Source organism: Floridaenema evergladense BLCC-F167 (assembly GCF_041929205.2).
GTDB lineage: Bacteria > Cyanobacteriota > Cyanobacteriia > Cyanobacteriales > Aerosakkonemataceae > Floridanema > Floridanema evergladense.
On the sequence record NZ_CM171625.1, the window covers coordinates 2,361,421 to 2,387,363 of the forward strand.

24 protein-coding genes are annotated in these 25,943 nt (G+C 40.1%); 10 read left to right on the forward strand and 14 right to left on the reverse strand.

Annotation, left to right across the window (positions count from 1 at the left end; translation table 11 throughout):
• Positions 1-119: 119 nt before the first annotated feature.
• Positions 120-3,473 carry a PAS domain-containing protein gene (locus ACE1CA_RS11550; protein WP_413277570.1) on the reverse strand — a complete coding sequence of 1,118 codons (3,354 nt, stop codon included), beginning with the start codon at positions 3,471-3,473 and terminating at the stop codon, positions 120-122.
• Positions 3,474-3,664: 191 nt separating this feature from the next.
• Between ACE1CA_RS11550 and ACE1CA_RS11555 the strand changes: the two genes are divergently transcribed.
• A complete protein-coding gene (locus tag ACE1CA_RS11555; protein WP_413277574.1) occupies positions 3,665-3,934 on the forward strand; it encodes a GlsB/YeaQ/YmgE family stress response membrane protein in 270 nt (89 codons plus the stop codon).
• Between the two features lie 273 nt (positions 3,935-4,207).
• Here ACE1CA_RS11555 and ACE1CA_RS11560 read toward each other — a convergent pair whose 3' ends face one another.
• Positions 4,208-4,432: a hypothetical protein gene (locus tag ACE1CA_RS11560; protein WP_413277569.1), complete on the reverse strand. Its 225-nt coding sequence runs from the start codon at positions 4,430-4,432 to the stop codon at positions 4,208-4,210.
• A gap of 209 nt (positions 4,433-4,641) precedes the next feature.
• On the opposite strand from ACE1CA_RS11560, the gene ACE1CA_RS11565 reads away from it, so the two are divergent.
• The 3 genes from ACE1CA_RS11565 to ACE1CA_RS11575 are packed head-to-tail and all read left to right on the forward strand — an operon-like array spanning position 4,642 to position 6,426.
• Complete coding sequence (locus ACE1CA_RS11565; protein WP_413277568.1) at positions 4,642-5,283, forward strand: DUF488 domain-containing protein; 642 nt, start codon at positions 4,642-4,644, stop codon at positions 5,281-5,283.
• A complete protein-coding gene (locus ACE1CA_RS11570; RefSeq protein WP_413277567.1) occupies positions 5,276-5,722 on the forward strand; it encodes a DUF488 domain-containing protein in 447 nt (148 codons plus the stop codon). Before ACE1CA_RS11565 ends, ACE1CA_RS11570 begins: the two co-directional genes overlap by 8 nt.
• A complete protein-coding gene (locus tag ACE1CA_RS11575) occupies positions 5,710-6,426 on the forward strand; it encodes a dual OB domain-containing protein (RefSeq protein WP_413277566.1) in 717 nt (238 codons plus the stop codon). Before ACE1CA_RS11570 ends, ACE1CA_RS11575 begins: the two co-directional genes overlap by 13 nt.
• 69 nt (positions 6,427-6,495) lie before the next feature.
• Here the strand turns inward: ACE1CA_RS11575 and ACE1CA_RS11580 are convergent, their stop codons facing one another.
• From ACE1CA_RS11580 to ACE1CA_RS11600, 5 genes are all read right to left on the reverse strand, one after another.
• The gene (locus ACE1CA_RS11580) at positions 6,496-7,530 is read right to left on the reverse strand and encodes a M28 family peptidase (RefSeq protein WP_413277565.1); all 1,035 of its coding nucleotides are present in this window, start codon (positions 7,528-7,530) and stop codon (positions 6,496-6,498) included.
• A gap of 46 nt (positions 7,531-7,576) precedes the next feature.
• Positions 7,577-8,212 (reverse strand): type I restriction endonuclease, encoded by a 636-nt coding sequence (locus tag ACE1CA_RS11585; RefSeq protein WP_413277564.1) that lies wholly within the window; start codon positions 8,210-8,212, stop codon positions 7,577-7,579.
• A gap of 5 nt (positions 8,213-8,217) precedes the next feature.
• Positions 8,218-9,609 carry an asparagine--tRNA ligase gene (asnS, locus tag ACE1CA_RS11590; protein ID WP_413277573.1) on the reverse strand — a complete coding sequence of 464 codons (1,392 nt, stop codon included), beginning with the start codon at positions 9,607-9,609 and terminating at the stop codon, positions 8,218-8,220.
• Positions 9,610-9,727: 118 nt separating this feature from the next.
• The gene (gene ggt, locus ACE1CA_RS11595) at positions 9,728-11,617 is read right to left on the reverse strand and encodes a gamma-glutamyltransferase (RefSeq protein WP_413277563.1); all 1,890 of its coding nucleotides are present in this window, start codon (positions 11,615-11,617) and stop codon (positions 9,728-9,730) included.
• 6 nt (positions 11,618-11,623) lie between these two features.
• A complete protein-coding gene (locus ACE1CA_RS11600) occupies positions 11,624-12,007 on the reverse strand; it encodes a sll0565 family protein (RefSeq protein WP_413277562.1) in 384 nt (127 codons plus the stop codon).
• Positions 12,008-12,039: 32 nt separating this feature from the next.
• Between ACE1CA_RS11600 and ACE1CA_RS11605 the strand changes: the two genes are divergently transcribed.
• Positions 12,040-12,327 carry a DUF6439 family protein gene (locus tag ACE1CA_RS11605; RefSeq protein WP_413277561.1) on the forward strand — a complete coding sequence of 96 codons (288 nt, stop codon included), beginning with the start codon at positions 12,040-12,042 and terminating at the stop codon, positions 12,325-12,327.
• Positions 12,328-12,552: 225 nt separating this feature from the next.
• Here the strand turns inward: ACE1CA_RS11605 and ACE1CA_RS11610 are convergent, their stop codons facing one another.
• The gene (locus tag ACE1CA_RS11610; protein ID WP_413277560.1) at positions 12,553-13,002 is read right to left on the reverse strand and encodes an ATP-binding protein; all 450 of its coding nucleotides are present in this window, start codon (positions 13,000-13,002) and stop codon (positions 12,553-12,555) included.
• A gap of 682 nt (positions 13,003-13,684) precedes the next feature.
• On the opposite strand from ACE1CA_RS11610, the gene ACE1CA_RS11615 reads away from it, so the two are divergent.
• Positions 13,685-14,998, forward strand: a complete 1,314-nt coding sequence (locus ACE1CA_RS11615) for a hypothetical protein (protein ID WP_413277559.1) — start codon at positions 13,685-13,687, stop codon at positions 14,996-14,998.
• Between the two features lie 278 nt (positions 14,999-15,276).
• Here ACE1CA_RS11615 and ACE1CA_RS11620 read toward each other — a convergent pair whose 3' ends face one another.
• Positions 15,277-16,455 carry a SpoIID/LytB domain-containing protein gene (locus ACE1CA_RS11620; RefSeq protein ID WP_459563708.1) on the reverse strand — a complete coding sequence of 393 codons (1,179 nt, stop codon included), beginning with the start codon at positions 16,453-16,455 and terminating at the stop codon, positions 15,277-15,279.
• Between the two features lie 204 nt (positions 16,456-16,659).
• On the opposite strand from ACE1CA_RS11620, the gene ACE1CA_RS11625 reads away from it, so the two are divergent.
• Positions 16,660-17,592, forward strand: coding sequence for a ribonuclease Z (locus tag ACE1CA_RS11625; protein ID WP_413281040.1), 933 nt, complete (start codon positions 16,660-16,662; stop codon positions 17,590-17,592).
• A gap of 263 nt (positions 17,593-17,855) precedes the next feature.
• On the opposite strand, the gene glgX is transcribed toward ACE1CA_RS11625, so the two are convergent.
• From glgX to cobU, 3 genes are all read right to left on the reverse strand, one after another.
• Positions 17,856-19,970, reverse strand: a complete 2,115-nt coding sequence (glgX, locus tag ACE1CA_RS11630) for a glycogen debranching protein GlgX (RefSeq protein ID WP_413281041.1) — start codon at positions 19,968-19,970, stop codon at positions 17,856-17,858.
• Positions 19,971-20,237: 267 nt separating this feature from the next.
• The gene (locus tag ACE1CA_RS11635; RefSeq protein ID WP_413281042.1) at positions 20,238-20,705 is read right to left on the reverse strand and encodes a hypothetical protein; all 468 of its coding nucleotides are present in this window, start codon (positions 20,703-20,705) and stop codon (positions 20,238-20,240) included.
• 374 nt (positions 20,706-21,079) lie between these two features.
• Positions 21,080-21,634 (reverse strand): bifunctional adenosylcobinamide kinase/adenosylcobinamide-phosphate guanylyltransferase, encoded by a 555-nt coding sequence (cobU, locus tag ACE1CA_RS11640; protein WP_413281043.1) that lies wholly within the window; start codon positions 21,632-21,634, stop codon positions 21,080-21,082.
• 244 nt (positions 21,635-21,878) lie between these two features.
• On the opposite strand from cobU, the gene ACE1CA_RS11645 reads away from it, so the two are divergent.
• The 3 genes from ACE1CA_RS11645 to hpsU all read left to right on the forward strand — a co-directional run bounded on the left by ACE1CA_RS11645 (position 21,879) and on the right by hpsU (position 24,464).
• Complete coding sequence (locus ACE1CA_RS11645; RefSeq protein ID WP_413281044.1) at positions 21,879-22,796, forward strand: glycosyltransferase family 2 protein; 918 nt, start codon at positions 21,879-21,881, stop codon at positions 22,794-22,796.
• 77 nt (positions 22,797-22,873) lie between these two features.
• On the forward strand, positions 22,874-23,854 hold the full coding sequence (locus ACE1CA_RS11650) for a glycosyltransferase family 2 protein (protein WP_413281045.1): 981 nt from the start codon (positions 22,874-22,876) through the stop codon (positions 23,852-23,854).
• Between the two features lie 58 nt (positions 23,855-23,912).
• Positions 23,913-24,464 carry a hormogonium polysaccharide biosynthesis acetyltransferase HpsU gene (gene hpsU, locus ACE1CA_RS11655; RefSeq protein WP_413281072.1) on the forward strand — a complete coding sequence of 184 codons (552 nt, stop codon included), beginning with the start codon at positions 23,913-23,915 and terminating at the stop codon, positions 24,462-24,464.
• A 237-nt stretch (positions 24,465-24,701) separates the two neighbouring features.
• Here the strand turns inward: hpsU and ACE1CA_RS11660 are convergent, their stop codons facing one another.
• Positions 24,702-25,097 (reverse strand): DUF3011 domain-containing protein, encoded by a 396-nt coding sequence (locus ACE1CA_RS11660; RefSeq protein ID WP_413281046.1) that lies wholly within the window; start codon positions 25,095-25,097, stop codon positions 24,702-24,704.
• Between the two features lie 165 nt (positions 25,098-25,262).
• Positions 25,263-25,847, reverse strand: coding sequence for a rhomboid family intramembrane serine protease (locus ACE1CA_RS11665; RefSeq protein WP_413281047.1), 585 nt, complete (start codon positions 25,845-25,847; stop codon positions 25,263-25,265).
• Between the last annotated feature and the right edge of the window lie 96 nt (positions 25,848-25,943).

Sequence of the window (25,943 nt, forward strand, 5' to 3'; positions counted from 1 at the left end):
TGTATCTTTAAAAGTGAGGGAATAATCCAAAATAAAACTATGCAAAAGCATGGATTTTTGTTTGAGAAATAATGTATTTTTCTACACTAAGCATCTATAAAAACGAGGAATTTTTTGATTTAGGAATTATTAACTAAGTTGGCTACTAAGGCAATCAATTCTACTGGTTCTATAGGTTTAGGGAGATGTTTTTGAAATCCGGCTTTCAGGGCTTTTTGCTGGTTAAATTCACCCACGTAAGCAGTAAGTGCGATCGCCGGAATTTGGCTAATTTTTGGGTTAGAGTGATTTCTTATTTGCTGTAATAACATATAACCATCAACTTCTGGCATTCCGATATCACTTAATAAAATATCAATTTCTGTTTGATTTAAAACTTGTAATGCTTCTTGAGCCGAAGTAACTGGAATTACTCTGGCGTTTGCCTGTTCTAACAGTGTAACAATTAATTCTCGCGTATCTGCTTGATCTTCGACAACTAAAGCTCGCACACCATTTAAATCAGTTTTTAATTCAGAATTTTTAGTTTCAAATTTTGTTTCTAAACGAGTAGATTTTACTGGTAATTGAACTATAAAAGTAGCTCCTTTGCCTTCACCTGGACTATTTGCTTGAACAATTCCGCCGTGTAATTCTACTAAATGGCGCACAATTGCTAAACCCAAACCTAAGCCGCCAAATTTACGAGTTGTACTGCTATTTTCCTGGCGGAAGTACTCAAAAATATACGGGATAAAATCAGGGTTAATTCCTTTACCAGTATCGCTGACTCGAATTAATACAAAACCGCCAATCTGCTCTAATTCAACTTCTACTTTTCCGCCATTAGGTGTAAATTTAATTGCATTAGAAAGTAAATTCCAAATTACTTGTTGCAAGCGATTCGGGTCGCCAGAAATTAAGCTAATATTTGCTTGAAATAGAGTTTTAATTTGAATTGACTTTGCTTCGGCGGCTAAATGTACAGTTTCAATAGCTGCTTGAACAATAGTTTTTAAATCAACAGCACAAATATTAAGTGTTAGTTTACCTTGCAGGATGCGGGAAACATCTAATAAATCTTCAATTAATTCGGTTTGTAATTTAGCATTGCGTTCGATCGTTTCTAAAGCTCGATCGGTAGTTTCTCGATCGAATTTGCGACTTCGCAGTAATTTTGACCAACCGAGAATCGGATTTAAAGGAGAGCGTAATTCATGGGAAAGAACTGCTAAAAATTCATCCTTAATTCTGTTAGCTGATTCCGCTTGATTACGCGCATTTTGTGCTGCTTCATATAAGCGAGAATTTTCGATCGCAACCGAAGCCATTTGTGCCAACTGCATTAAAATATCTGCATCTGCTTCGCTAAAGTCGCCAGAGTGTTTATCAGAAAGTTGAATTAATCCAATATTTACTCCATCTCTTCTAATTAATGGTGCAACTAATAAACCCCGCATTGGTGGATGATTTTCCATTTCTTGAGTAAATTCTATCCATTTGGGATCTAAAATTAACTCGGTTTCTGTCTTTCTTAAAACTTGATTCATCTGGCGAATTTGCGGATAGATTTGGCAAATTTCACAATTAGGTTGGTAATCTTGCCATTGAGCATATTTATCGGAAAAAGAGACAATATGAATTGGTTTTTGCCAATTTCCTTCGATCGCCATAGTTGTAATTGATTGGTGAACACCAATAATTAATCGTGCTTGTTCGGTTACTACTTGCAATACTTGTTCAATTGACAGCACAGAATTCATTGCTAATGATGCTTCCGTTAACCCGCGTAATTGACTTGCTCGTAGTTGCACATCATCTAATAATTGATTACGTTCCGTGATATCAGTTGCTACAGCAGTTGCAATCCAACAATTGCACTCAGGTTCATAACGGGAAGTCATAATATCGGAAATCCAACGCCAAGTTCCATCCTTATGTTGAAATCGATATTCCATTGAATTAATCCGACAAGCAAAGATATCTTGATAACGATTAGGAAGCAAGATAGCTAAATCTTCTGGCAATACTCTTGACATCCAAAGATGAGGATTTTCAGTTAATTCTGTGGCGGTAAAACCAAAGACTTTCTCACAACCTGCGGAAAAATATTCTGATTCCCAACTCCCATCAGCAAATACGCGATAACTGATAATTGCAGCGATCGCATTATTAACAATATCATTAAGTTTAGCTTGCGAACGTTGTAAGGCAACTTCTAACTGTTTGCGATCGCTAATATCTGTAGTTGTCCCCACTACCCGCACTGGATGACCTTCACTATCTTTAATCACAAAACCCTGGTCTACGACATACAAATATTGATTATTTTTACAGCGCACTCGATACTCAATTTCATAACGATTTTGGCTGACTAACTGAGCAAATACTTTCTCCTTTGCCTGTGGTAAATCTTCTGGATGAATTACACTTGACCACCAATCTCGCGTCGGTTCTGCTTCTTCGGGTAAGTAACCAAAAATGCGTGTTAAACCATCTGTTCTTTCGACTAAATTTGTTTGGAGATCCCAATCATAAATTAAACAATTTACCGCCGCTGCTGCTAATTCAAAGCGCTCTTTTTGCGATCGTAATTCCGATAAAGCTTGCTTACGTTTAGTAATATCATAAGCAGTACCGAGAATTTGTCTCGGTGAACCATCCGCATTTCTATTAAAAACTATTATCCGACCGCTCAACCAACACCACTCACCATTAGCTCGTTGCATCCGATATTCTAGTTCTAAAACTTCTCCTTCAGGAAGTGAATAACATTGTTCTATATGAGCAGGGAATTTGACTAAATCTTCGGGATGAACTAATCGAAGAAATAACATTTCGCCCATTGCTTGAATCTGTTGTGGCGTATATCCCAGAACATCACTAATTTGCTGATTTACATAAACATTGCGATTTTCTTCTAAATCATAAATATATAAAATTCCCGGAATTGTATCGATTATTTGCTGTAACAAACGTTGACTTTCTTGCAACTTTTGTTCATTAAGTGAAAGCTGTTGAAGCACATTTTGAGTAGTTTCTATACAACTCACAAAAATTCCTCCCACCTGATTATTTTCATCTCGAATTGGCGCACAAGAAAACTTTAAATAAACTACTTCTTGAGATTGATTGCGATTTGCGAATAATTGTATATCGTCTGATAACGTAGCTTCGCCTGTTTCTCTCACTTTTTCCAACATCGAACCTATCTTTGACCACATTTCCGGGCAAACTTCATCCAAAGGTTTTCCTAAAGCTTGGGGGTGTTTTTCTGCCAAAAAGGGGATGAAATTATCATTGTAAAACTTGATAAACTGAGAACCCCAACAGATAAAAATTGGAAAAGGGGAATTAAGCAAAATACTCACCGCAGTCCTTAAACTTTGCGGCCAATTTTCTACTATGCCTAAAGGAGTAGTTCCCCAATTAAAACTTCGCATTAATGCTCCCATTTCTCCATCGCCAGCAAAAATATCTTCAGGAACATTCATTTTCTACCTCTTTGTCGTGATGAATGGGGAAAAAATGCAGCTAGACATAGTTTTTATTTTGTATCCAACGAGTAACTCCAAAGATTTAATCCATTAGGAAAAATCGGTTTATACCGGATGACAGATGGGTTTAGTAAATTATTACTGATAAATTGTAAATGTCAAAAGAAGAGGTTAAAAAGAAAATTACCATGAATATTCTTGCTTGGATCATTTTAGGATTAATTGCTGGTGCGATCGCTAAAGCTATTTATCCTGGACACCAAGGCGGTGGCATTCTCGGCACCCTTTTACTAGGTATCATCGGCGCTTTTGTTGGTGGAAGTTTGGCTAACTTATTCACTACGGGGACTTTAGCTCTCACCTCCTCAACTTTAAGTATTGCAGGCATTATTGTTGCTATTTTAGGCGCGATTGTTGCCATCTTCTTGTGGAACCTCTTCACCCGTAGTGCTGCATAGGTGATATTGGTTAAAGCCCTTAGTTTTTGGCTTCCATGAACTTTTTAAGCGCTCTAAAATTCTGGCTCAAAAGGTCGCTACCTACTCAATCCGCGTAGCGCTTTTGAGCCTTGATAGCATCAATATACCACGAATACTCAGCTTTTTCCAGTTAGTATGGTGCAAAATATTACTAACTAAGGAGTGGTTAAATTCGCTCATATTAATGATGGCGAAGTCACCATTATACATGACTTCACCAGATAGTTATTATTAGTTTTTTTCACTTTGGTATCAACCCGGTGAAGTGTTAGCGATCGTAATTTGGCGATCGCCTAATTTAGACTCATCATCGGAATCGAAAATATCTTCAGGATTATTATTTGGGTCAACTCCTTCAGGAATTTGATCGTTATAATCCTTCACAAAGGAATCAGAGCCAGCATCAGGTTGAATCAAACCCCGATCGGTTGTTTCTTCTCTAGGAGTATTAGCACTTCTTGGTTTTTCAGAATTCATTATTTTATCTTTCTTCAGTTCAAAACCGTCAGTTACATTTTTACTATTCAAAATTTAAATAATAAAAACCTCAGTCTTATGATATAAATTTAACTCATCTATAAATGGAGTTGCTGGAGCGATCGCACTTTTTGACTAATATTTTGAATTTCTCCTAAAAAGCATTATAATTATAAAAATAGATTTGCCCTATAAAAATCTAAATGCTAATGAATCAAATATTTACTATAGGTCATTCAAATCTTAATATTGAAACATTTATTTCCTTACTACAACAACACGGCATTACAGCAATAGCCGATGTGCGTTCCCACCCCTACAGCCGACGTTTCCCCCACTTTAGTCAACCCGCCTTAAAAGCATCACTCTTAAACGCCGGAATAAACTATGTTTTCCTTGGTCGAGAACTAGGTGCAAGACCGGAAGATTTAAGCTGTTACGACGCTACAGGAAAAGCATTGTACGAAAGAATAGCTGCAACCAAGTTATTTGCCACAGGAATTCAGCGTTTACTCAAAGGCGCAGAAACATACAAAATTGCCTTAATGTGTGCCGAAAAAGACCCAATTACTTGTCATCGTACCATTTTAGTTTGTCAGCAACTACGAAAGTTTGACATACAAATTAATCATATTTTATCAGATGGTAATTTAGAATCTCATCAACAATTAGAAACCAGACTTTTAGGCAAATTCAACAAAACAGAAGATCTAAATCAACCAATTCAACTAACCTTATTTGAATTAGAACCCGCCAAACCAGAGAAAATCGACATCGAAGCAGCTTATAATCTTCAAGGCAATGAAATTGCTTATGTTAAAGTAGCAGAAAATAGCAACGACAATGAGTAAAGAGATTAACTTATTTACAATTGGTTTTACCAAAAAAAGCGCCGAACAATTTTTTGAAACATTGCTAAAATCTGGAGTGCGTAAAATCATAGATACACGCCTAAATAATGTTTCTCAACTAGCAGGTTTTACCAAGCGCAAAGACTTAGAATATTTTCTCCAAAAAATTGGCAACATCGAATACATTCACATTTTAGACCTAGCACCAACAAAAGACATATTGGATGCTTACAAAAAAAATGGCGGAGATTGGGAAACTTACGAAAAACAATTCTTAAATTTAATCGCACAACGACAGATAGAAAAAACAGTTACTCCCGAAATTTTAGACTGTGGATGTTTGCTGTGTAGCGAACCAAAACCACACCATTGTCATCGCCGCCTAGTTGCCGAATATTTAAAAGATAAATGGGGAAATGTGAAAATATGCCATCTGTAACCAGAATAATTTGCCTCGCTAATTCATGGAAGCGAGGCGAAAGGTGCATCGCCGGAATTACTACTTTTAAAGGACAATGGATTCGTCCAGTTTCCGATTTACCCGTTGGTCAAGTAACCAAAGAAATCCGACAAATTGGAGGAACAGAACCAGCATTATTAGATATTTTACAAATTCCTTTAGCTAAAACGGGACCAGACTACGGTTTTGAGAGCGAAAACCTTTCAATTTTACCAGGAAAATGGCAGCGAGTTGGACAATTTCCCCCAAGCTACTTGCTGAAATATTGTAGCAATGAAGAATACATTTTACACAATGATTTGAAATATGTAGAAGTACCATTTTTGCAATCATTACCATTTCCTCAACGACGGACTTTACAACTAGTAAAAGTAGTAGAGTTTGACGTTAGACCTTTGAAAGTCATGTATGAAGGAAGCCAAAAATGGGAAGGTACAATTGTCACTGAAAATCATCAAAAATTGACCACAAATATTACCGATCCAGTGTTTGCGAGGAAATTAGATTTAGGCTATCGTCCCAAAAATCATTGTTTAGTTACAGTTAGTTTAAGTATGCCTTGGCGACCGGAAAATTGGGAAGGTGGCGATCCTTGTTGGAAATTAATAGCTGGTGTTGTAGAATTACCTGATACAGAAAATCAAAATACAGAGGTAAATAATGATGATGAAATTACCTTTTAAAGCACTAAAATAACTTTCAAGGTACGTTGTTGCGCTTTAGCGCTAAAGTCTAATAATCTACCTTTTAAGTTACTGAGTTTGCAACAATATAGCCGTAGCATTAGCGACAATTTGCACTACACCAGTAAAAAATTCTTGGTCAATTGTATCAGGTTTATCTGTCGGTTTATGATAGTGAGGAGAGCGAAAATTTGCGGTATCAGTGATTAAAACCGCACCAATTCCCCGCATCCAAAAAGGTGCATGATCGCTACGCAATAGGTCGGGAGTGGCTATGCCTTTTAAAGGAATAGGCAAAGTAATTACTGGTGGTAAATCAGAAAAATTTTTGTTATTAAATGCTGCGAGTAATTGTGGATTTTCGGCATCACCTATTACTGCTAAAAAATCTCCTTTGTCACTTGGTGGGGTAATTGGTAAACCGGGAGGATATTGCTGACAACCGGGAGTATGACAAGCAAAACCAACCATATCTAAAACAATTACACCTTGTAAATTGGTTAAATTTTCCGGTTGATTAGCAAAAGCGAAACTACCCAGAAGTCCTTTTTCTTCTAAGTCAAAAAAGGCAATTTTTAAGGTTCTTGCTGTGGGAAAGTTACTTAATAAACGCGCCACTTCTAAAACGGTAGCAACACCACTAGCATTATCATCTGCGCCGGAAGAACCAATTACTGTGTCATAATGTGCGGCTAATAAAATGGTTCCTGCTTTTGGGTTAGTTCCGGGTTTTTCTGCTACTACATTGATACCATACTCGAAGGTTTGGAGAGTTGGCGACCAGCCAAATTTTTTTAACTTATTGATAATATAATCTCTAGTTTTACTGCGACTATTATCTTCGTAACGTTCAAAGTTTAAGGCTTTAATATGTGCTAGTATTTGATGGTTACTAACTTTTGGTGCTGCGATCGCTTGCGTAGTGTTAAGTTTTGGTGTAGGAATTGGTTGTTGAACTACTTCTGGGGTGTTATTTGTTGTTAGTTGAAATGCTAATAAGCTGGAGTACCAATTGCTAATGAAGTTGTTAGTGTAGGAGTAGAAAAAGATTGTTGTAGTTGTGGCGATCGCAAACAACCATCCCCACCATAACCATTTTTTCATATTATGCTCAAATTTAATAGTAGAAAGTGCGCTCGTTCCCTTATTTTTACCCAATTAAACTGCCAATTTTTTTTAGCACGCACAGTACATCATACAATTCATTGCGACGACGATAAACTGAAAAATCATCCGACAAAGCATACTGTGGCGTATCACCATTTACCAGCTTAAGAAACATAAAATTACTACCATTCGTTATCATACCAAAAACTGCTTTTACCGCAGAATTAGGACTAGCTGTCATGTAACTTAAAGCCTGTGGAATTGCAATATCAATATTAAAACTTGTTTGTTTGGATTCAACTACCAAAATCCATAATTCCCCTTGTAAAGCCAAAACATCAATGCGTCCTCGATAAATTTCATCTAAATCTCTTGCTGCTATCTGTACAGTAACTTCCGAATCTATCCGAAAAGGAGCATCATAGAACCCTGCCATTTCTAATAGAGGAGATAACACTATAAGTTTAACTGTTCCCTCAGCTAAAGGGCCAGATTTTCTGTGATAAATGTACCTGCTTTTGACTTTATCCAAAGCTTGTTTTTCGCTATCGGTGACTTCGGCTAAATTTTCATACCATTCAGTAAAAAAATCATCATTTTCTGACTGGAACAGATTAAATTTTTCCTCTACCTGTTCCAGACTAATGATGTTTTCTCCTATAGAAATAGTTTTACTCACAATGATTAAAATTCCACTGTTAATGGCGCACGAGGGAAAGGAATTACATCTCTAATATTAGCCATTCCAGTCATAAATTGCACCAATCTTTCAAACCCTAAACCAAAACCTGCATGAGGAACTGTTCCAAAGCGGCGTAAATCTAAATACCACCACAAAGTTTTGGCATCCATTCCTAACGTTTCAATACGTTTTTCTAGCATATCTAAGCGTTCTTCTCTTTGGGAACCGCCGATAATTTCGCCAATTTTCGGTGCTAAAATATCCATTGCGCGGACGGTTTGTTCATCCTCATTTAACCGCATATAAAAAGCTTTAATTTTCGCCGGATAATCGGTAACAATTACAGGTTTTTTAAACTTTTCTTCTGCCAAATATCTTTCATGTTCCGATTGTAAATCCAAACCCCAACTAACAGGAAACTCAAACTTTTTATCTGCCTTTTCCAACAATTTAACTGCATCAGTATAAGTTAACCGTTCAAACTGATTATTAATGATATTATCTGCGGTTGCTAAAACCGAATTATCAATGCGTTGGTTGAAAAACTCCATATCTTCAGGACAATTTTCCAACACATATTTAAAGATGTATTTTAAAAACTCTTCTGCCAAATCCATATCACCTTGAAGATCGCAAAAAGCCATTTCTGGTTCTACCATCCAAAACTCAGCTAAATGGCGGGAAGTGTTGGAATTTTCAGCACGAAAAGTTGGCCCAAATGTGTAAACATTAGAAAAAGCCATAGCCATTATTTCCGCTTCCAACTGTCCACTAACAGTTAAATAAGCTGGACGACCAAAAAAATCTTTAGTGTAATCAATTTCTTGCTTTTCAGTACGAGGAACCTTATCTAAATTAAAATTCGTAACCGTAAACATTTCCCCTGCACCTTCGCAGTCACTTGCGGTAATAATTGGTGCATGAATCCATAAAAAACCCCGTTCTTGGAAGAAGTTATGAATTGCAGTTGCACAAGCATTTCTTACCCGAAAAACTGCGCCGAAAGTATTAGTACGCGATCGCAAATGTCCAATATCTCTTAAAAACTCAAAAGAATGCCTTTTCTTCTGCAACGGATAAGTTTCTGGATCAGCTTCCCCAAAAACTTTTGCACTAGAAGCCTTCAACTCAATTTTTTGTCCCTTCGCCGGAGACTCCACCAAAACACCTTCAACTTCCACCGAAGCACCAGTATTTAATTGTTTAATTATTGTGGCGTAATCTGCCAAATCTGGATTTAAAACTACTTGTAAATTTGCCATTGAAGAACCATCATTCACCTCAACAAAAGCAAAGTCCTTTAATTCCCGTTTTGTACGAACCCAACCTTGCACCTTAACAGATTCATCAGATTGACCATTTTTCAGAATATCAGCAATACGTCGAGTCATAATGATTAATGGATTTTAACTGAGACACTTAGAACTTCATTATATTAAACCACAGACAGAAATCATCCCTCTTCCTTCCTCTTCCTTCGTGTCCTTCGTGGTTCAAAAAATCTTACCCTTCTTAATCACCAATAGCAACCCCCTCGCGACGCGGATCGGCACCACCGATGAGTTCGCCATTTTTAACTTGAATTCCATGAGAACCGCTATTTAAAGGAATAACAATCACCTGATGACCGCGACTTTCCAAATCTGCTTTAAAACTAGCATAATTAGTACCAGCTTCCAACTCTGTCGGACGATTACGACTGCCAAAATTAGGCAAAGAAATCGCCTCTTGAATATCAAGATTCCAATCTAAAACCCCCACCAAAACCTTAGCAACAAAATTAATAATTGCACTACCACCAGGAGAACCAGTAATTAAAATCGGCTGTTTTTGAGCATTAAAAACTATTGTCGGAGACATAGAACTTCGGGGACGTTTCCAAGCTTCCACACGATTAGCAACAGGTTGACCATTCTCGACAGGAATAAAGTTAAAATCTGTCAATTGATTATTTAATAAAAACCCCCTAACCATCAATCGTGAACCAAAACCGCTTTCAATAGAACTAGTCATAGAAACGACATTACCATCTTTATCAACGATCGAGAAATGAGTAGTCGCAGGTAAATCCAACCAATGAATCGATCGCCTTTCCTCAAAAGAAACTACAATATTTCCCGGCGCAGCTTTTCCCATTGAACGGTTAAGATCGATCGCACTTCCCCGAACCCGCAAATACTGCGGATCGAGTAACCTTCCAGTAGGAATCTTAACAAAATCTGGATCGGCTAAAAACCGATCGCGATCGGCATAAGCAAGTCTACCCGCCTCCGAAAATAAATGCACCAATTCAATTGGTTTAGACTTCAAACTAGCTAAATCGAAATTCTGCAAAATTCCCAACATTTGCAACATAGTAATTCCGCCAGAACTCGGAGGTCCTATGCTACAAACTTGGTAAACTCGATATAAACTACAAATAGGATCGCGCTTTTTTGCCTGATAATTAGCTAAATCAGCAAGCGTCAAATCTCCCGGATTAATAGGAGAGTTATTAACAGTAGCAACAATATCTTTAGCAATTTCTCCTTGGTAAAAAGCATCTGCGCCTTGATTGGCGATCGCCTTTAAAACACCCGCCAAAGGTCGATTTACCAGCTTACTACCAACAGGTTTCGGTTGACCATTTGCTAAATAAAAATAATCCCTACTATTAGGAAAACGCTGCAAATACTTTTCCCTACTCAGCAGTTGATACAATCTCGGAGAAATCGGAAAACCATTTTCTGCCAACTGGATAGCAGGTTGAAACAACTCTCGCCAAGGGAGTTTCCCCTCCTCCCGATGTACCATTTCCAGCATTCGCACTACTCCCGGTACACCGACAGACTTTCCCCCGACTATCGCCTGGAAATAATTTAAAGGGTTGCCTTCTGGGTTTAAAAACCGATCGCTTCTCGCCTTCCCAGGCGCAGTTTCCCGACCATCATAACTCAGTAATTTCCCCGTTGCGTCATCGTACAACAGTAAAAACCCCCCACCGCCAATACCTGAAGACTGCGGTTCCACCAAAGTTAACACCATTTGGACTGCGATCGCCGCATCCACCGCATTACCCCCCCGTCGCAAAATAGCGATCCCCGCCTGAGAAGCTAACGGGTTAGCAGTAACTACCATTTGTCTTTTTGCGCGGACAGCTTGCTTTTCAGTCCTTCCTGTATCCCCTTCCGGCGCAGGTAAATCTTGAGTGCGAACCGGGAACACAAAGTTACAGCAGAGTACCAAGCTACTGAAAATTAATTTAAAGAATTTAAGTTGCATTGTGCCAGAGTCTGGGATCGTCTGTTCATCACGATCCCCACCATAACGCATATCAATCAATGCTAACTGGGGATCGCATAGTTTCTGTGCAATGATTTGTGTATAGCAGATCGCCAAAGCAATGCACAATGGGGAAAACACAAGTCTTTAACTTGCACAAGACTTCAACAACCAACCGATAACGATCCCGATCCCCGCAAATCGCACTGCCATCCAAAAAGGTTCTTTCAAGCTACTCCAAGAAAACAAACTGCTTTCCAAGTTAACTTCCAAAGTTTCCAATTCCTGCTGAATTTGCTTTAGCTGGGTTTTCATTTGCTGGGATCGCGCCATACTGCGGTCTTGACGCACTTCCTCATAGCGATGTTTTAATTCTGCTTGTCGCTGGCGATCGCGCTGTACCTGTGCGTAACGTTCTTTTAGAGCCGTTAGCGATCGCTCAACTTGCGCCAAAGCTTGCTCAAACTCTAGTTCGCTATTTCCCGATCCCAGAGTATCGCTAGATGCAGATGGTTCTTCTGGTGGCTTCATAGAATAAGACTAAACACTAATGTGATTTCATTATGTCTGAACCTACCCAACTACTGAAAACCGACACCTTGAACCAATTTACCACCATAGAACTAGCACAAGCTTTAATGGAACGCCTTGCCATTACACCTAATGACTGGCATCGCCTCAAATCGAATCGTCAAGCACGCGCCAGCGAACAAGCTGCTGCCGCACTGTTGTTCCTCGTCAAAAATCAGCCAGAAGAAGCATTACCGCGCCTTAACCAAGCTTCTGGCTGGTTAGATCGATCGATCTCTGCGCCTCCCTGCCCCTCTCACGGTCACAATCATCCTCACTAATATTCTATCCTCTAGAAGTGGCTGCTCGCTCAGCCACTCAAACATAGAGTCAGGAATATTAAAACTATATTAACTAGCCAAAATACTGATAATTGGTGAGCTAGAATTAAATACCTATCGCCAAATCCTGGCAATAACTAAGTAGTGGAAAAAAAGGTAAAAACATGGTTGTAGAAGCTCTCTTTCCTTCTACCTTCACCATAGACCCTTAGAGTCTTCTGCCAGCTATCGCACTAAAGGTAACTTGTAGCGGTTCTTAACATATTTACACAGACTCAATTCTCTTGCTTCTGGATTCCAATGCACTTGATCGAAAACTTTGTAAAGAATATACAAGCCTCTACCACATTCCGCTTCTTCCGGCGGCAGGTACTCATTGGCATCGCTAGGGCGACAACAGCATGGTTTGAACCCGGAACCCTGGTCTGAGATCACCCACCAGTAGTGATCTGCGATCGCGGCAAATTTCACAACTACTGTTTTACTAGGATCTAGATTGTTGCCATGTTTAGCCGCATTTACCAATGCCTCCTGTAAACCTAGTCGCAGTTCCGCTTGCCAGGAATCTGGAATCTCAGACACCAGCAAATCCAGAATTGGACAAAGGTAAAGAGTTGAAGCAAAGCTAATCGTAGCCCAGCTGCGCCCAACTGGACGCTTAGATATAGCAATCACTTTGAAAACCCCTCCGCTTTCAGGTGGACAAACTGAAACCTATGCACAGATTCCATCCCTACGCTCATAACTTAATTTTTTCGTTATAAACTCATGCTTAAGTCTAATGGGAAAATTTTTAGGTTTTGTTACCTATTTTGCAATTTTGTTGATTCGCATTTTCCTCACAATGCCTAAATTTAGTTAATTCCCATCAGCCAAGCCATTCCATTGCACTTCGTTTTAAGTTTGTGATTGCCCATAGCTTAATAAAAGCCATACAAATACACCCAAATAGGTGCTAGTTCTTGGGTATGGTTTTCACTACCTATTTATATTGTATCGAAATCTTCTTAAAAGACCAGACCCTTTTGAGTAAATCTGCCCATTTGTTCTGTTCATTCGGTTTGCCTGTTACAAAATATACAAAAGTAGATGTCACTTAAACAGTTGAAGCTAAAGCATTCCGAGCATACTTAGCGAAACTGAAAGTGATGTGATGTAAGTTATACTCGCCTATTTAGGACAGTAATTGCAAGAGACGTAGATAACAATTTCACCATCAACTGGGATCTCCGTGCTGCTTCTGGGGAGAATAAAAACGCAAATTAACTTAAAATAGGCAGTTTCAGCTTACAGCCACCATTTAAGAAATCCAGAAATTTATACTGGGAATAGGAAGACAAATATCTGAGGGAAGAGCATGGCTCCAAATCCCACCATTATACAGGCTGTAGAACAGTTGAACTACCGTGTCACCGTAGGCGACATTGCAGCACAAACTGGATTAAACATCAACCAAGCTGAACAGGCGTTATTAGTATTAGCTTCTGATGCAGGTGGACATTTACAAGTAGCGGAGTCTGGAGAGATTGCCTATCAGTTTCCGCGAAATTTTCAAGCAGTGCTACGCAACAAGTTTTTTCGGTTGCAGCTACAGGAATGGTGGCAAAAAGTTTGGCGAGTTTTATTTTATTTAATTCGGGTGAGCTTTGGCTTAATTTTACTAGCTTCGATCGCGTTAATCTTCATTGCGATCGCCATAATTTTCATCGCCCTCAACTCCAGCCGAGACAGCGACAGTTCCGGCGGCGACTTCGGCGGCGACTTTAATGGCGGTACAGTTTTTGCCCCAACATTTTGGTTTAGTGACTGGTGGTTTTGGGTATTTTACCCCGACTACAACAGCCCCCAATACCAATATCATCGGCGGGAAAAACCCCAACTAAATTTTTTGGAAGCAGTCTTCTCATTCTTATTTGGTGATGGAAACCCCAACGCCAATTTAGAAGAACGACGTTGGCAAGAAATAGCCACAGTAATTCGCAACAACCAAGGCGCAGTAGTAGCCGAACAAATTGCACCCTATTTAGATGAATTAGGAGAAGGCTACTCCCGCGAATATGAAGACTATATGCTACCAGTACTAACAAAATATAATGGTCGCCCAGAAGTTAGTCCCGAAGGGCAACTAGTTTATCACTTTCCCGATTTACAAGTAACAGCTACCCAAGAGGAAATCCAACCAGTAGCAGCATATTTACGAGAAATACCTTGGGGATTTAGTGCCGCTAGTTCCGGGCAAATTTTGTTAGCTTGTGGACTAGGAGCGATTAACTTAGTTGGCGCATTAGTTTTAGGAAACCTCCTAGCTGGCGGAACTGTCGCCGCCCAAATTGGTGGACTAGTTGCCTTTGTTCAGTCAATTTATTGGCTGCTACTAATTTACGGAATAGTTTTTCTGACATTGCCTTTAGTCCGTTATTTTTGGCTGCAATGGCGCAATACTAAAATTAATAAACGCAACCAAAAACGCGAACAAAGAGCTAATTTCTTAATTCAAGCTGGTGCTGAATTAAAGAAAAAAATTAGCTATGCGCGTAAATTTGCCGCCCGAAACATCATTAACAGAGAAGACTTAGCTTATACAACAGAAACCGACCTAATCGAACAAGAAATTGCTCAAAAAGATAAAATCGACGCTGAGTGGCAACGTAGATTAGAATCCGGTTCTTAGGGATTGGGGACTGGGGATTGGGGATTGGGGATTGGGGACTGGGGATTGGGGATTGGGGATTGGGGACTGGGGATTGGGGATTGGGGATTGGGGACTGGGGATTGGGGATTGGGGATTGGGGACTGGGGATTGGGGACGTTTCCAGTTTTGAGTTCTGAGTTTTGAGTTGTAGGGGCGAGTTTTGTTGAAAGATTGTCTATGGGATACAAAAGTTATCTACTAAACCCGCCTCTACCAAATTTCCCCTTGTCCCCTTGTCCCCTTGTCCCCTTGTCCTCTCATCTCACTCTAATTCTGGCTAAACTCGCTCCCCGATAATAATGCTGAAGGATTTGTTGGTAATTTGCGCCTTGGCGAGCCATTGCGTAAGAACCCCACTGACTCAAGCCTATACCGTGACCAAAACCACGACCGTCAAAACGGAAAGAGCTTGGTAGAGTTTTATCATTGCCTTCGGGGGTGACGGTGAACCAGGTACTTCTTAATTCAAACATTCGCTGCAATTCTGCACCACTCATAGTCCGCGAACCTTTGTCTCCCACGACTTTTACTGTCATGACTCTTCCAAAGGGAGTGATTCGTTCTGGTTTCAAAGATTGAACTTGTCCGACACCGCTAATGCGACTGCTAAGTTCTGGTTGAGTAAACGATCTTGTCCATTGATAACCGGGAGTTCCTTGATCGAAGTCTGGGACAGCACGCAGGTAAGGTAAGGCTTGTAATCCCCAAACATTTTCGACGTTTTCTGTGTGTCCTCCAGAAGCGGCATGATAAGCTGCTAGAATCAGCCTGCCTCTGTAGGTGAGAACTTGTCCGGCAGTGGCATCTACGGCGTTGTAGAAGCTGGGTGATTCGGTTTCTACTCCTCGGTAAACTTGCCAAGCGATCGTATCTCCAACATCAAACAGCCGATTTCCTCTAGTTTGCCTTTGGTAAAGGGCATAAGTCCGGGCGGCTACAGCTTGCGCTTTTAATGCTTCTTGAGGCCAATTTGTGTAAACTTCGCCTCCGAGTACGCTGTAGAGGTATCTTTCTAAATCTACATAGTTAATGGCGGTTAAACCTTGGTTTGTGGGTACGACTAAGGTACGTCCACGATACCAGCGATCGCCAATCCACACAAAACCTCTGTTTGTCGGTTCTACCCACAAGGCATTGGATTGCCAGCGGTTCATCTTGACTCTACCGCTGTCGGTTTCGGCAACAAAGGCGTTGAGTGGCGCAATCTCTCCTACAGGTTTACCAGTGGCATCACGGACGATCGCTTTCGTAGAACTACCGATTTTCACTTGGGGGGCATTTTCTTCGATCGCCACTCGCAATTCTAAAGCGGCTTGAGCAGGCGCAACTAGAAGCATCCAGAACAACAGCGACAACCAAAAATTTTTTCCTGATTGCGGAAATAACTGTTTCTGTTTGGCAGATAAAAAGGAAAAAATCAAATTTTTGGTTAGCATTTGGTCAAAACCTCCTCACACGGCTGAGAATCGAGGTAATAAGTAACTTTATGGTTAAATTTGGCAAAAAAATTTTCTCAGTTGGCTATGCTAGACAGTCCTCTAGGATACCTTAATCGGGCTAAGAGGTAAAGAAAAACTTTTTCCTAGTTAAAATGTCAATAGGGTAATCCCTGAAATTTTCGTAGGGTTGGCTTAATTTAAGTGCAGATTACTTTTTTTGGCACAAGTTCCGGTGTACCAACGCGATCGCGCAATGTTTCTAGTGTTGCCTTGCGCTTACCTCAACGTGCAGAAGTTTGGCTATTTGACTGCGGCGAAGGTACTCAACATCAGCTATTACACAGCGAGTTGAAAATTAGCCAAATCACTCGCATTTTCGTTACCCATACGCACGGCGACCATATTTTTGGGTTAATGGGTTTATTAGCAACTTATGGTTTGGCTGGCAATCCCACTAAAATCGATCTTTATGGGCCTCCCGGTCTAAATGATTACATTAAAGCTTGCCAACGTTACTCATTTACCCATTTTTCCTATCCCTTAAGAATACATACTGTGGAACCAGGGATAGTTTATGAAGATGACGAGTATATTGTCAAATGTGGTCTTTTAAAACATCGAGTCACGGCTTTTGGTTATCGTGTAGAAGAAAAAGATAAACCAGGGCGTTTTGATGTGGAAAAAGCCAAGGAATTAGGCATTCCTTCCGGCCCAATTTATGGCAAACTCAAACGAGGCGAACAAGTTACTTTACCTGATGGCAGAGTAATTAATGGTGCTGATTTGTGTGGGCCAGATCAAACCGGGCGTAAAATTGTTTACTGTACAGATACGGTTTATTGTGAAGGCGCTGTTGATTTAGCCAAAGATGCTGACTTATTAATTCATGAAGCTACTTTTGCTCATCAAGATGCAGAATTAGCTTTTCAAAGATTACATTCTACTTCCACAATGGCTGCTCAAGTCGCTTTAGAATCTGGCGCAAAACATTTAATTATGACTCACTTTAGTCCCCGCTATGCCCCAGGCAATGACATTCAATTAAATGATTTGTTGGAAGAGGCAAAAGCCATTTTTCCGAATACAACAATGGCTTATGATTTCCTTGCTTATGAAGTTCCAAGGCGGGATTAGGCTGGGGACTGGGACAAGGAGACAAGGAGACAAGGGGACATTCGGTAGTGGCGGGTTTAGTAAGATAACCTTTATATTCCCTAGACAATCTTTTAATAAAACTCGCCCCTAAGCTGTCACGCATTTAAATCACTTATTAAGATTGCAGGGGGGCAGGGGAGAGAATTAGACGAATTTTCTTCTGTTTCCAAACAATCCAATTTAAATGCGGAACAGCTTACAACTCAAAACTTTCCCAGTCCCTAGTCCCCAGTCCCTAATCCCTATTTCGCAACCAAAATTACTACCGATCGCTCACCCAACAAAATTCCATGTTGTTCAGTTAAAATTGGTTCAGTCCCTGGTTGGTAAACATCTTCGGGAAAGGCAAGTCCGGTATTAACAAAAATGTGCCATTTTGTTTCTAATGGTGGTTTAGGTAATTCAAACCAGTGGCTTTCCCAGTGCATATTCATTGCCACATAAATTGAGTTATCTTCGACTGTACCTCCTTTGGCGTGTTTGCCACAAAGCATAAAAGCTAAGGTGCGACAATAGCTTGCCCAATCAGGTTTCCAGGCGTAAACTCCATGCCAACTAATATCGGGATAACCACTTTCCATATAGTCTTGATTGCGGAAGTATTCCCGATTTCTCAAAACAGGATGGGCATGACGAAAAGCAATACAATTTTTTACGAATTGGAAAAATTGTTTATTAGTTTGTAATAAATTCCAATCTAGCCAACTTAATTCTGAATCATGGCAATAGGCGTTATTATTTCCTTGTTGCGATCGCCCCATTTCATCGCCCATTAGTAACATCGGAATGCCTTGACTGACTGTTAAAATGGCGATCGCATTCTTCATTTGTCGATCGCGCAATTCAATGATTTCTCGATCGTCAGTTTCCCCTTCAACTCCACAATTCCAACTGAAATTAGCATTAGCTCCATCTCGATTATCTTCTCCATTAGCTTCATTATGTTTTTGGTTATAAGCTACTAAATCTGCTAAAGTAAAGCCATCATGGGCAGTAATAAAATTTACTGAACTATCTACAGTTCTGCCTGTCCAAGCATACAAATCAGGCGAACCTTGAATGCGTTGCGCTATTTCTCCCACTAAAGGATCGCCTTTAATAAACCTTCTTAACGCATCCCGATATTTTCCATTCCATTCACTCCAGCGGTGATAATTCGGAAAAGAACCAACTTGATAAAGTCCGCCAGCATCCCAAGCTTCTGCAATTAATTTACACTCAGCTAAAACTGGGTCATAAGCTAAAGTTTCTAACAATGGTGGATTAGTTAAAGGTTCACCTTTTGTATCCCTTCCCAAAATAGAAGCTAAATCAAATCTGAATCCATCAATGTGATATGCAGATGCCCAAAATCGCAAACAATCTACCACAAATTGTCTGACAATTGGATGATTGCAATTAAGAGTATTGCCGCAACCACTAAAGTTATAGTAAAACCCTTCAGGAGTCAGCATATAGTAAGTTTTATTATCTAAACCCCGAAAAGAAATTGTTGGGCCATTCTCGTTTCCTTCGGCGGTATGATTAAACACTACATCTAGAATTACTTCTATGCCATTTCTATGGAGTTCTTTAACTAAGGTCTTCAGTTCATTTGCTTGATTTCCATAATTACCTGTGGCTGCATAGCCAGCTTTCGGGGCATAAAAACCTACAGTATTATAGCCCCAGTAGTTAAATAATCTGTCATCATTGAGGGGATTATGTCGAGGGTTATCTAACTCATCAAACTCAAAAATTGGCATTAATTCTACACAATTAATTCCCAATTCTTTGAGATAAGGAATTTTTTCCTGTAGTCCGGCAAAACTACCTTGATGTTCTGCTTTAACTCCAGAGGAAGGGTGACGAGTAAAACCTCGGACGTGCATTTCGTAAATAATTAAATCTTCGGCGGGAATTTCTAAAGGTCGATCGCCTTCCCAATCAAACTCTTTACTGATAATTTGTCCGCGATAGGGATAAATGTCATCCTCTTTTAAAGATTCTCCCCAAATATCCCTACCACCCACACAAGTCGCGTAAGGATCTAGAAGAATTTTGGTGCGATCGAATCTGTGACCTGCTTCTGGATTATATGGCCCATCGACGCGATATCCATATTCTAAGTCTTGGTAATTTGGTAAATCTAAAACTATCATACTGACCACATTACCTAAGCGAAACTCGCTTAGAAAAGGAATCTCAGCAAATGGTTCTGTTGCACCTTTTTTGAATAGCACTAATGTCGCAGCTGTGGCGTGACGAGAGTAAATAGAAAAATTAATTCCTCCTGGTACCGGAGTAGCGCCAAAAGGAATAGGTTGTCCCTGTAGTAATTTAAAATCGCCGTATGTGTAGCTATGATAAACAGCCATGTTTTATATTTACAAACATCATGAATCTATCATATTGTCTTAGATTCAAATGTAGTTTGCTTCCCAAGTAAATGTAATTTTTACATTATCAGAAATTTTGCGTTTTTTCTGTTACCTAAATATCAATTGCATTTAAATTGACACAACTAAACCTAAGTATACTTTCCTTAAAATAACTCCATTTATTGTAAAAAATATTTTGCATAAAGTCAGGTTCAAGGTTAAAAGAATAGTTCCCTTAACCCTTACCTTTACCTTGAATAAAAGTTACTCTACTTTTTCCTTGATATTGTCCGCAGAAAAGTCTTCATGAAGACTTTTTTCTTTTTTTAACAGACGACTAATTAAACTATTTAAATGTACTTGGGTGTCAACTGGCGATCGCGGCAAAGGCGTGTCCAAATTAGGCCAAGTAGGTAAATCAGAACAAGGACAATTATTAGGCGGTAAACCCAAATTCCTTACTGGTATTGGCATCGAACAACGCGCACAAGGGTTTAAATCCCAAGCAGGTGTGAGTAATTCGGCAACAGTTTCCTGCGTACCTTCGAGATTACAATCGCCAGCATCAGGTGCAATTATTTTCTGCCAACACTCTTCAAAATCGTCGCTGTAGCGATCGCCTTGGATCACCCTTTGCGGCAACAAAGTTTCTCTGCCATTGCGAATCAAAACTCTCTTTCCTAGTTGAAACCAATAGGCAATATATTGTTTAACTTGTTCTTCAGAGGCCATAGCTTTTATAGTGAATCATTGGTTAAAACTAGTACAACAAGGTTCCCAGGTAGCAAGAAAAAATGTTTATTGAAAACTTTTACTTAACTTTTAACTGTATTTATTTTTGCCTTACTGCCCTGGGAAGTAATGGGACGCTTTCAAATCTCACAACTATTTCCTTATCTTAGTTGTTTTGCTTAAATTATGTTTCCTTCTGGGTGAGGAGTAACTCAGCTATAAAAAGGAATAACTTTTCTTGCTGAGTCAATCATAACCTTTACTGCTGTTCTGCCAAAAGAAATAAAATATTTATTTCCCAAGACTAGTACCTAAAAAAGTTTCCATCTCGGAAAATGGGATTATTTAGGTAATAGCAATCTCTGATTTCTTCTTTAAGGATTTAAGGGAGTACCAAGCTGACTTAAGTTTAAAACATGACCTGCTGTGACTAAGTAAGTGGGATTAGCGATCGCACCGATTTGACGCACCAAACTGCCTAAACGATCGCGGAAGATCCGACCCGCTGGATATGCCGGAACTACACCCCAGCCTGTTTCTTCTGCCACAAAGATTACATCACAATCACAATTCTCAACGATTTCTAACAATTCTTTTAAGATTTTCTGCCAATGAGTTCGATCGTATTCCAATAAATTAGCTACCCAGGTTCCCAAAGAATCTACCAATAAACAACTACTACTTTTTGCTTCCTGAATCGTTGCTGCTAAATTTACAGGCACTTCCCAAGTTTGCCAATCGGAAGGACGGCGCTGAATGTGTTGAGAAATTCTCTCCATCCACTCAGTATCATTGGGATCTGTTTGAGCAGTAGCTACATAAATTACCGATTTTCCCGATCGTAGCGCCAATGATTCCGCCCACTCACTTTTACCCGATCGCGCAGGGCCAGTTACTAAGATTACTCGTCTTTTAAATAATTGAGTCATAAACAAAACTCGAACAATCCGATCGATAAAACCTCTTAGATTGTACGTAGTTTAGAGTACTTAATAATCATAGCAGTGTCAAAGAATTTACGGATATCTAGAAAGACTTTTATTTGGTAGCATGAGAAAAGTTCAACAATAATTTTTTTGGGTTCATCTCGAAAAAGTATAATGAAAATTTTGGGTAACAAATGTAGCTTTTCGTAAACAAGCGATAAGCAGGTTAACAATTAGGCGAAAGTTTATGCCGAAAATTTCTGCAATTATCTGTACGCATAATCGAGAAAAATATTTAGGTGCAGCTATTGATAGTTTGCTGGCACAAGATTTTCCTGATTATGAAATAATTGTTGTAGACAACGCTTCGAGCGATCGCACCCGTGAAATAGTTCAAGCACGCCCTAGCGTGAAATACGTCTATGAACCAATCACGGGATTATCAGTAGCTCGCAACACAGGCGCTCAATCAGCCACAAGTGAGATTCTCGCCTATCTTGATGATGATGCCGTAGCTAGTTCCAGTTGGTTAAGCATACTGTATGCAGCTTATCAAAGCAATGAAAAACTAGCGATCGCAGGTGGCAAAGTTACCTTAATTTGGCCCGAAGGAGTTGTGCCTCCAGCTTGGCTTTCCGATGACTTAGCAGGAAATTTGGGTGCATATAATCTGGGTGAGAAAATAGTTTATATCGATCGCCCAGGCTTAACTCCAAGAGGTTTAAACTATTCAATTAGGCGCAAGTTCTTAGCAGAAATCGGTGGTTTCGATATTAACCTGGGTCGAGTCGGGAAAAAATTACTATCTAACGAAGAACTACTAATGACAGAACAAGCTTTAAACCGAGGTTGGCAAGTCGCCTATATCCCAGAAGCTTTAGTACAACATAACGTTTCCCCAGAACGAGTTAACCCCCAATGGTTTTTAAGCCGGGGTTGGTGGCAAGGCATCAGCGAATATTACCGGGAACAACTAGTCGGGAAAGCCGGGGTAAAACAACTAGGGAGAGGTGGCGAACGCTTGATGTATGGAGTTTATAAATCAATGAAGTATTTTCGCCAACCCGATCGCAGGTTTGAAAATTTAGTATATAGCTACGGTCAAATTGGCTATTTAAGTGCCGTAATCAAAGGGTTATTTTCCGCCTCCAAGCGGGAAAAATAAGATCGGGCGAGCAATTAGTTCCTGATTGGCTCGCTTGCCGATTATCTTGAAGTTTATTGCTAAAAGCACTACTAATCATGACTGCCACAGCCAAAAAAATCCCAGTTTCCGTACTGATTCCAGCCAAAAACGAAGAAGCTAACTTGCCAGCTTGTTTAGAAAGTGTGGCAGCGGCAGATGAAGTTTTTGTGGTAGATTCGCAAAGTAGCGATCGCTCAGTGGAAATTTGCCAAAAATATGGAGCAAATGTAGTTCAGTTTTACTTTAACGGTCGGTGGCCCAAAAAGAAAAACTGGTCATTAGAAAATTTGCCTTTCCGCAATGACTGGGTGTTAATCGTCGATTGTGACGAACGCATTCCCCCAGAACTGTGGGCAGAAATTACTGCTGCCATTGAAAACCCAGAATACAACGGCTATTACCTAAATCGGAAAGTCTTTTTCCTGGGAACTTGGATTCAGCATGGTGGTAGATATCCCGATTGGAATTTACGCCTCTTCCGTCATCAAAAAGGGCGTTATGAAAACTTGGGAACGGAAGAAATTCGCAACACCGGAGATAACGAAGTTCACGAGCACGTAATTTTAGATGGCAAAGTTGGCTATCTCAAAAATGATATGCTGCACATTGACTTTCGTGATATTTATCACTGGTTAGAACGACACAATCGCTATTCTAATTGGGAAGCTCGCGTTTATTTGAACTTGTTAACTGGTAGAGGAGATCACGGGACGATCGGCGCAAATATTTTCGGAGATGCCGTCCAACGCAAACGCTTTTTAAAGAAAGTTTGGGTATATTTACCTTTCAAACCCATACTACGCTTTTTGATCAGTTATGTGTTTCAATTGGGCTTTTTGGATGGGAGAGCCGGATATATTTATGCTAGACTCTTGAGCCAATATGAATATCAAATTGGAGTAAAACTCTACGAATTACGCCGTTTTGGTGGTCAGTTAAACAACGCCCCACAACCAGTTACTCCCCCAAAAACTACATCTACAACCGATTCTCCTACCACTAGCGAAACTACAGCTTATGACTCAGTGGGTTCCTGAATCAACCGATCCAAATTCTGCATCCAAAAAAGAATCTTTGTTGGATGCGGAACCTTGGATGGATTTACGAAAGTACGATCAATCAAACTTCGATCGCGGTCGTTCTAATTGGATAATTTTACTTTGGTGGTTGGTACAAGCGATCGTCTTTCCCCTCACACCCCACCAACTCCACGCACCCAGAATCGCCCTACTGCGTTTATTCGGTGCCAAAATTGGCAAAGGAGTCGTCATTCGACCAACCGCCCGTTTCACTTACCCTTGGAAAGTAGAAATTGGCGATTACAGTTGGATTGGTGATGACGTAGTTTTGTACAGTTTGGATTACATTCGCATCGGTCGTCACAGCGTCATTTCCCAAGAATGCTACCTTTGCACCGGAGATCACAACTTTGAAGACCCCACTTTTAGTTTAATTACCGCACCGATTACCATTGGTAACGGAGTTTGGGTAGCAACTGATTCCTTTGTTGGCCCAGGTGTAGAAATTGGTGCAAATACAATAGTAGGCGCACGCAGTAGCGTCTTTCGCAGTTTGCCAGCCGGACAAGTTTGCTTGGGTAATCCCTGTCGTCCCCACCATCCCAGACAATTTAAAGGTAAGGAATAAGCTCAGATCTTGCACTACGGGAGGTGGAACCTCCATACTCTGCAAGATCTGAGTTATACCCCAAGATAGGTAATTTTTAAATTATTAGCAATTAATCATTAAAAGTATTAGGAAACTTCTTTGGTTTTAGGTTTGGATAATCTAAAAAAACAACTGTTGCAGACAGGTATTAAAGCAAGACTAATAAGGGGAAGTTTATCAACTCAAAATGCCAAACTCCCCTTACTTCCCTGTCTTTTAATAAGGGCAAATCGGAATTCTTCTGGGATAACGAACACGCCGTCTAGGTCTTGGTTGGGAATAACAGTCTGATTCACAACATATTCCTTCGTCGAAAATCTGCCAGCGCTGATCTATACTACCTGACCGAAATTCGGCACGACATCCGTTTCTCACCCAAACAGAACCTCTGTTAAAAACCCAATCTATCTCAGGTCTACAAGGATTGTGAGAAAATCGTCTTACTAAGACTACTCCACCTCTAGTATCAATGGAACATCTTGCAATTTGAAAATTAAGGCTCTGGCAAATAGTAACGCTTTGAGCCGAGACAGACTTAGCCATAATCATAGTAGCGGTAACTGCCATAGTAGCAGCACCCGCTAAAGCGACTTTTTGACACAAATTAGTCATCAGGTAAACTCCTCACTATACTGGGCTTAGGTAGCTTTTGCATCTGCCCCCGGATAGACCAACAGTATCTCTAAGTTAGGTTCTCTCGTCAACTACTTGGATTTTCGAGCATCTTCAGTGATGTGGTTGGTTAGTTGAGACTAGTGATATCAGTTACTAGGATTGTTAACGCTTTTGAGGGGAGAGTAGACGGGCTGCGATCGCACCACCGATAAAGCCAAATAAATGCCCTTGCCAAGAAATCCCAATTTGTGAGGGAAAAACACCCCAAATCATACTACCGTAAACCAGGGCTACGAACAGCGATAAAAATATTGCGCCTGGACTCCGTTGAAAATAACCCCGAAATAGTAAATAACCTAGATATCCGAATATCACTCCACTAGCACCAATATGAATACTACGAGGTGGTGCAAATAGCCAAACGCCCAGACCACTAATAATCATGGAAATGGCACTGACAACAAAAAAATCGCTGGTTTCTCGTAACATGATTAACCAACCAAGAGTGACAAAGGGAATGGTATTAGCCGCTAAGTGAAGGAAGTTTCCATGTAAAAAGGGTGCGAACAATATACCACGCAGTCCAATAGGTACACCAGGAATAATCCCAAAGTAGTCCAGTTGACCTCGAAAAACCATGAGGTCGAAAAATTCCACAATCCACATTAGGGCGACAAGTCCACCCAAGATGAGGACTTGGGTCTTTAATTCATTAACGATCGCTTTTGCATCATCGCGACGACTCATTATCCTTTCCTCTGAGATAGCAAGTTGTATATTTTCTAAGGTAGCAACTACAGGTACAAAATTTGCCAATCCCGATGGCTTTCAGATCTTTGGGAA

Coding starts and splice junctions, on each gene's coding strand:
- ACE1CA_RS11550 (WP_413277570.1), bottom strand. CDS start 3,473: ATGAATGTTCCTGAAGATATTTTTGCTGGCGATGGAGAAATGGGAGCA.
- ACE1CA_RS11555 (WP_413277574.1), top strand. CDS start 3,665: ATGAATATTCTTGCTTGGATCATTTTAGGATTAATTGCTGGTGCGATC.
- ACE1CA_RS11560 (WP_413277569.1), bottom strand. CDS start 4,432: ATGAATTCTGAAAAACCAAGAAGTGCTAATACTCCTAGAGAAGAAACA.
- ACE1CA_RS11565 (WP_413277568.1), top strand. CDS start 4,642: ATGAATCAAATATTTACTATAGGTCATTCAAATCTTAATATTGAAACA.
- ACE1CA_RS11570 (WP_413277567.1), top strand. CDS start 5,276: ATGAGTAAAGAGATTAACTTATTTACAATTGGTTTTACCAAAAAAAGC.
- ACE1CA_RS11575 (WP_413277566.1), top strand. CDS start 5,710: ATGCCATCTGTAACCAGAATAATTTGCCTCGCTAATTCATGGAAGCGA.
- ACE1CA_RS11580 (WP_413277565.1), bottom strand. CDS start 7,530: ATGAAAAAATGGTTATGGTGGGGATGGTTGTTTGCGATCGCCACAACT.
- ACE1CA_RS11600 (WP_413277562.1), bottom strand. CDS start 12,007: ATGAAGCCACCAGAAGAACCATCTGCATCTAGCGATACTCTGGGATCG.
- ACE1CA_RS11605 (WP_413277561.1), top strand. CDS start 12,040: ATGTCTGAACCTACCCAACTACTGAAAACCGACACCTTGAACCAATTT.
- ACE1CA_RS11615 (WP_413277559.1), top strand. CDS start 13,685: ATGGCTCCAAATCCCACCATTATACAGGCTGTAGAACAGTTGAACTAC.
- ACE1CA_RS11620 (WP_459563708.1), bottom strand. CDS start 16,455: ATGCTAACCAAAAATTTGATTTTTTCCTTTTTATCTGCCAAACAGAAA.
- glgX (WP_413281041.1), bottom strand. CDS start 19,970: ATGGCTGTTTATCATAGCTACACATACGGCGATTTTAAATTACTACAG.
- ACE1CA_RS11635 (WP_413281042.1), bottom strand. CDS start 20,705: ATGGCCTCTGAAGAACAAGTTAAACAATATATTGCCTATTGGTTTCAA.
- cobU (WP_413281043.1), bottom strand. CDS start 21,634: ATGACTCAATTATTTAAAAGACGAGTAATCTTAGTAACTGGCCCTGCG.
- ACE1CA_RS11645 (WP_413281044.1), top strand. CDS start 21,879: ATGCCGAAAATTTCTGCAATTATCTGTACGCATAATCGAGAAAAATAT.
- ACE1CA_RS11650 (WP_413281045.1), top strand. CDS start 22,874: ATGACTGCCACAGCCAAAAAAATCCCAGTTTCCGTACTGATTCCAGCC.
- hpsU (WP_413281072.1), top strand. CDS start 23,913: ATGGATTTACGAAAGTACGATCAATCAAACTTCGATCGCGGTCGTTCT.
- ACE1CA_RS11660 (WP_413281046.1), bottom strand. CDS start 25,097: ATGACTAATTTGTGTCAAAAAGTCGCTTTAGCGGGTGCTGCTACTATG.
- ACE1CA_RS11665 (WP_413281047.1), bottom strand. CDS start 25,847: ATGAGTCGTCGCGATGATGCAAAAGCGATCGTTAATGAATTAAAGACC.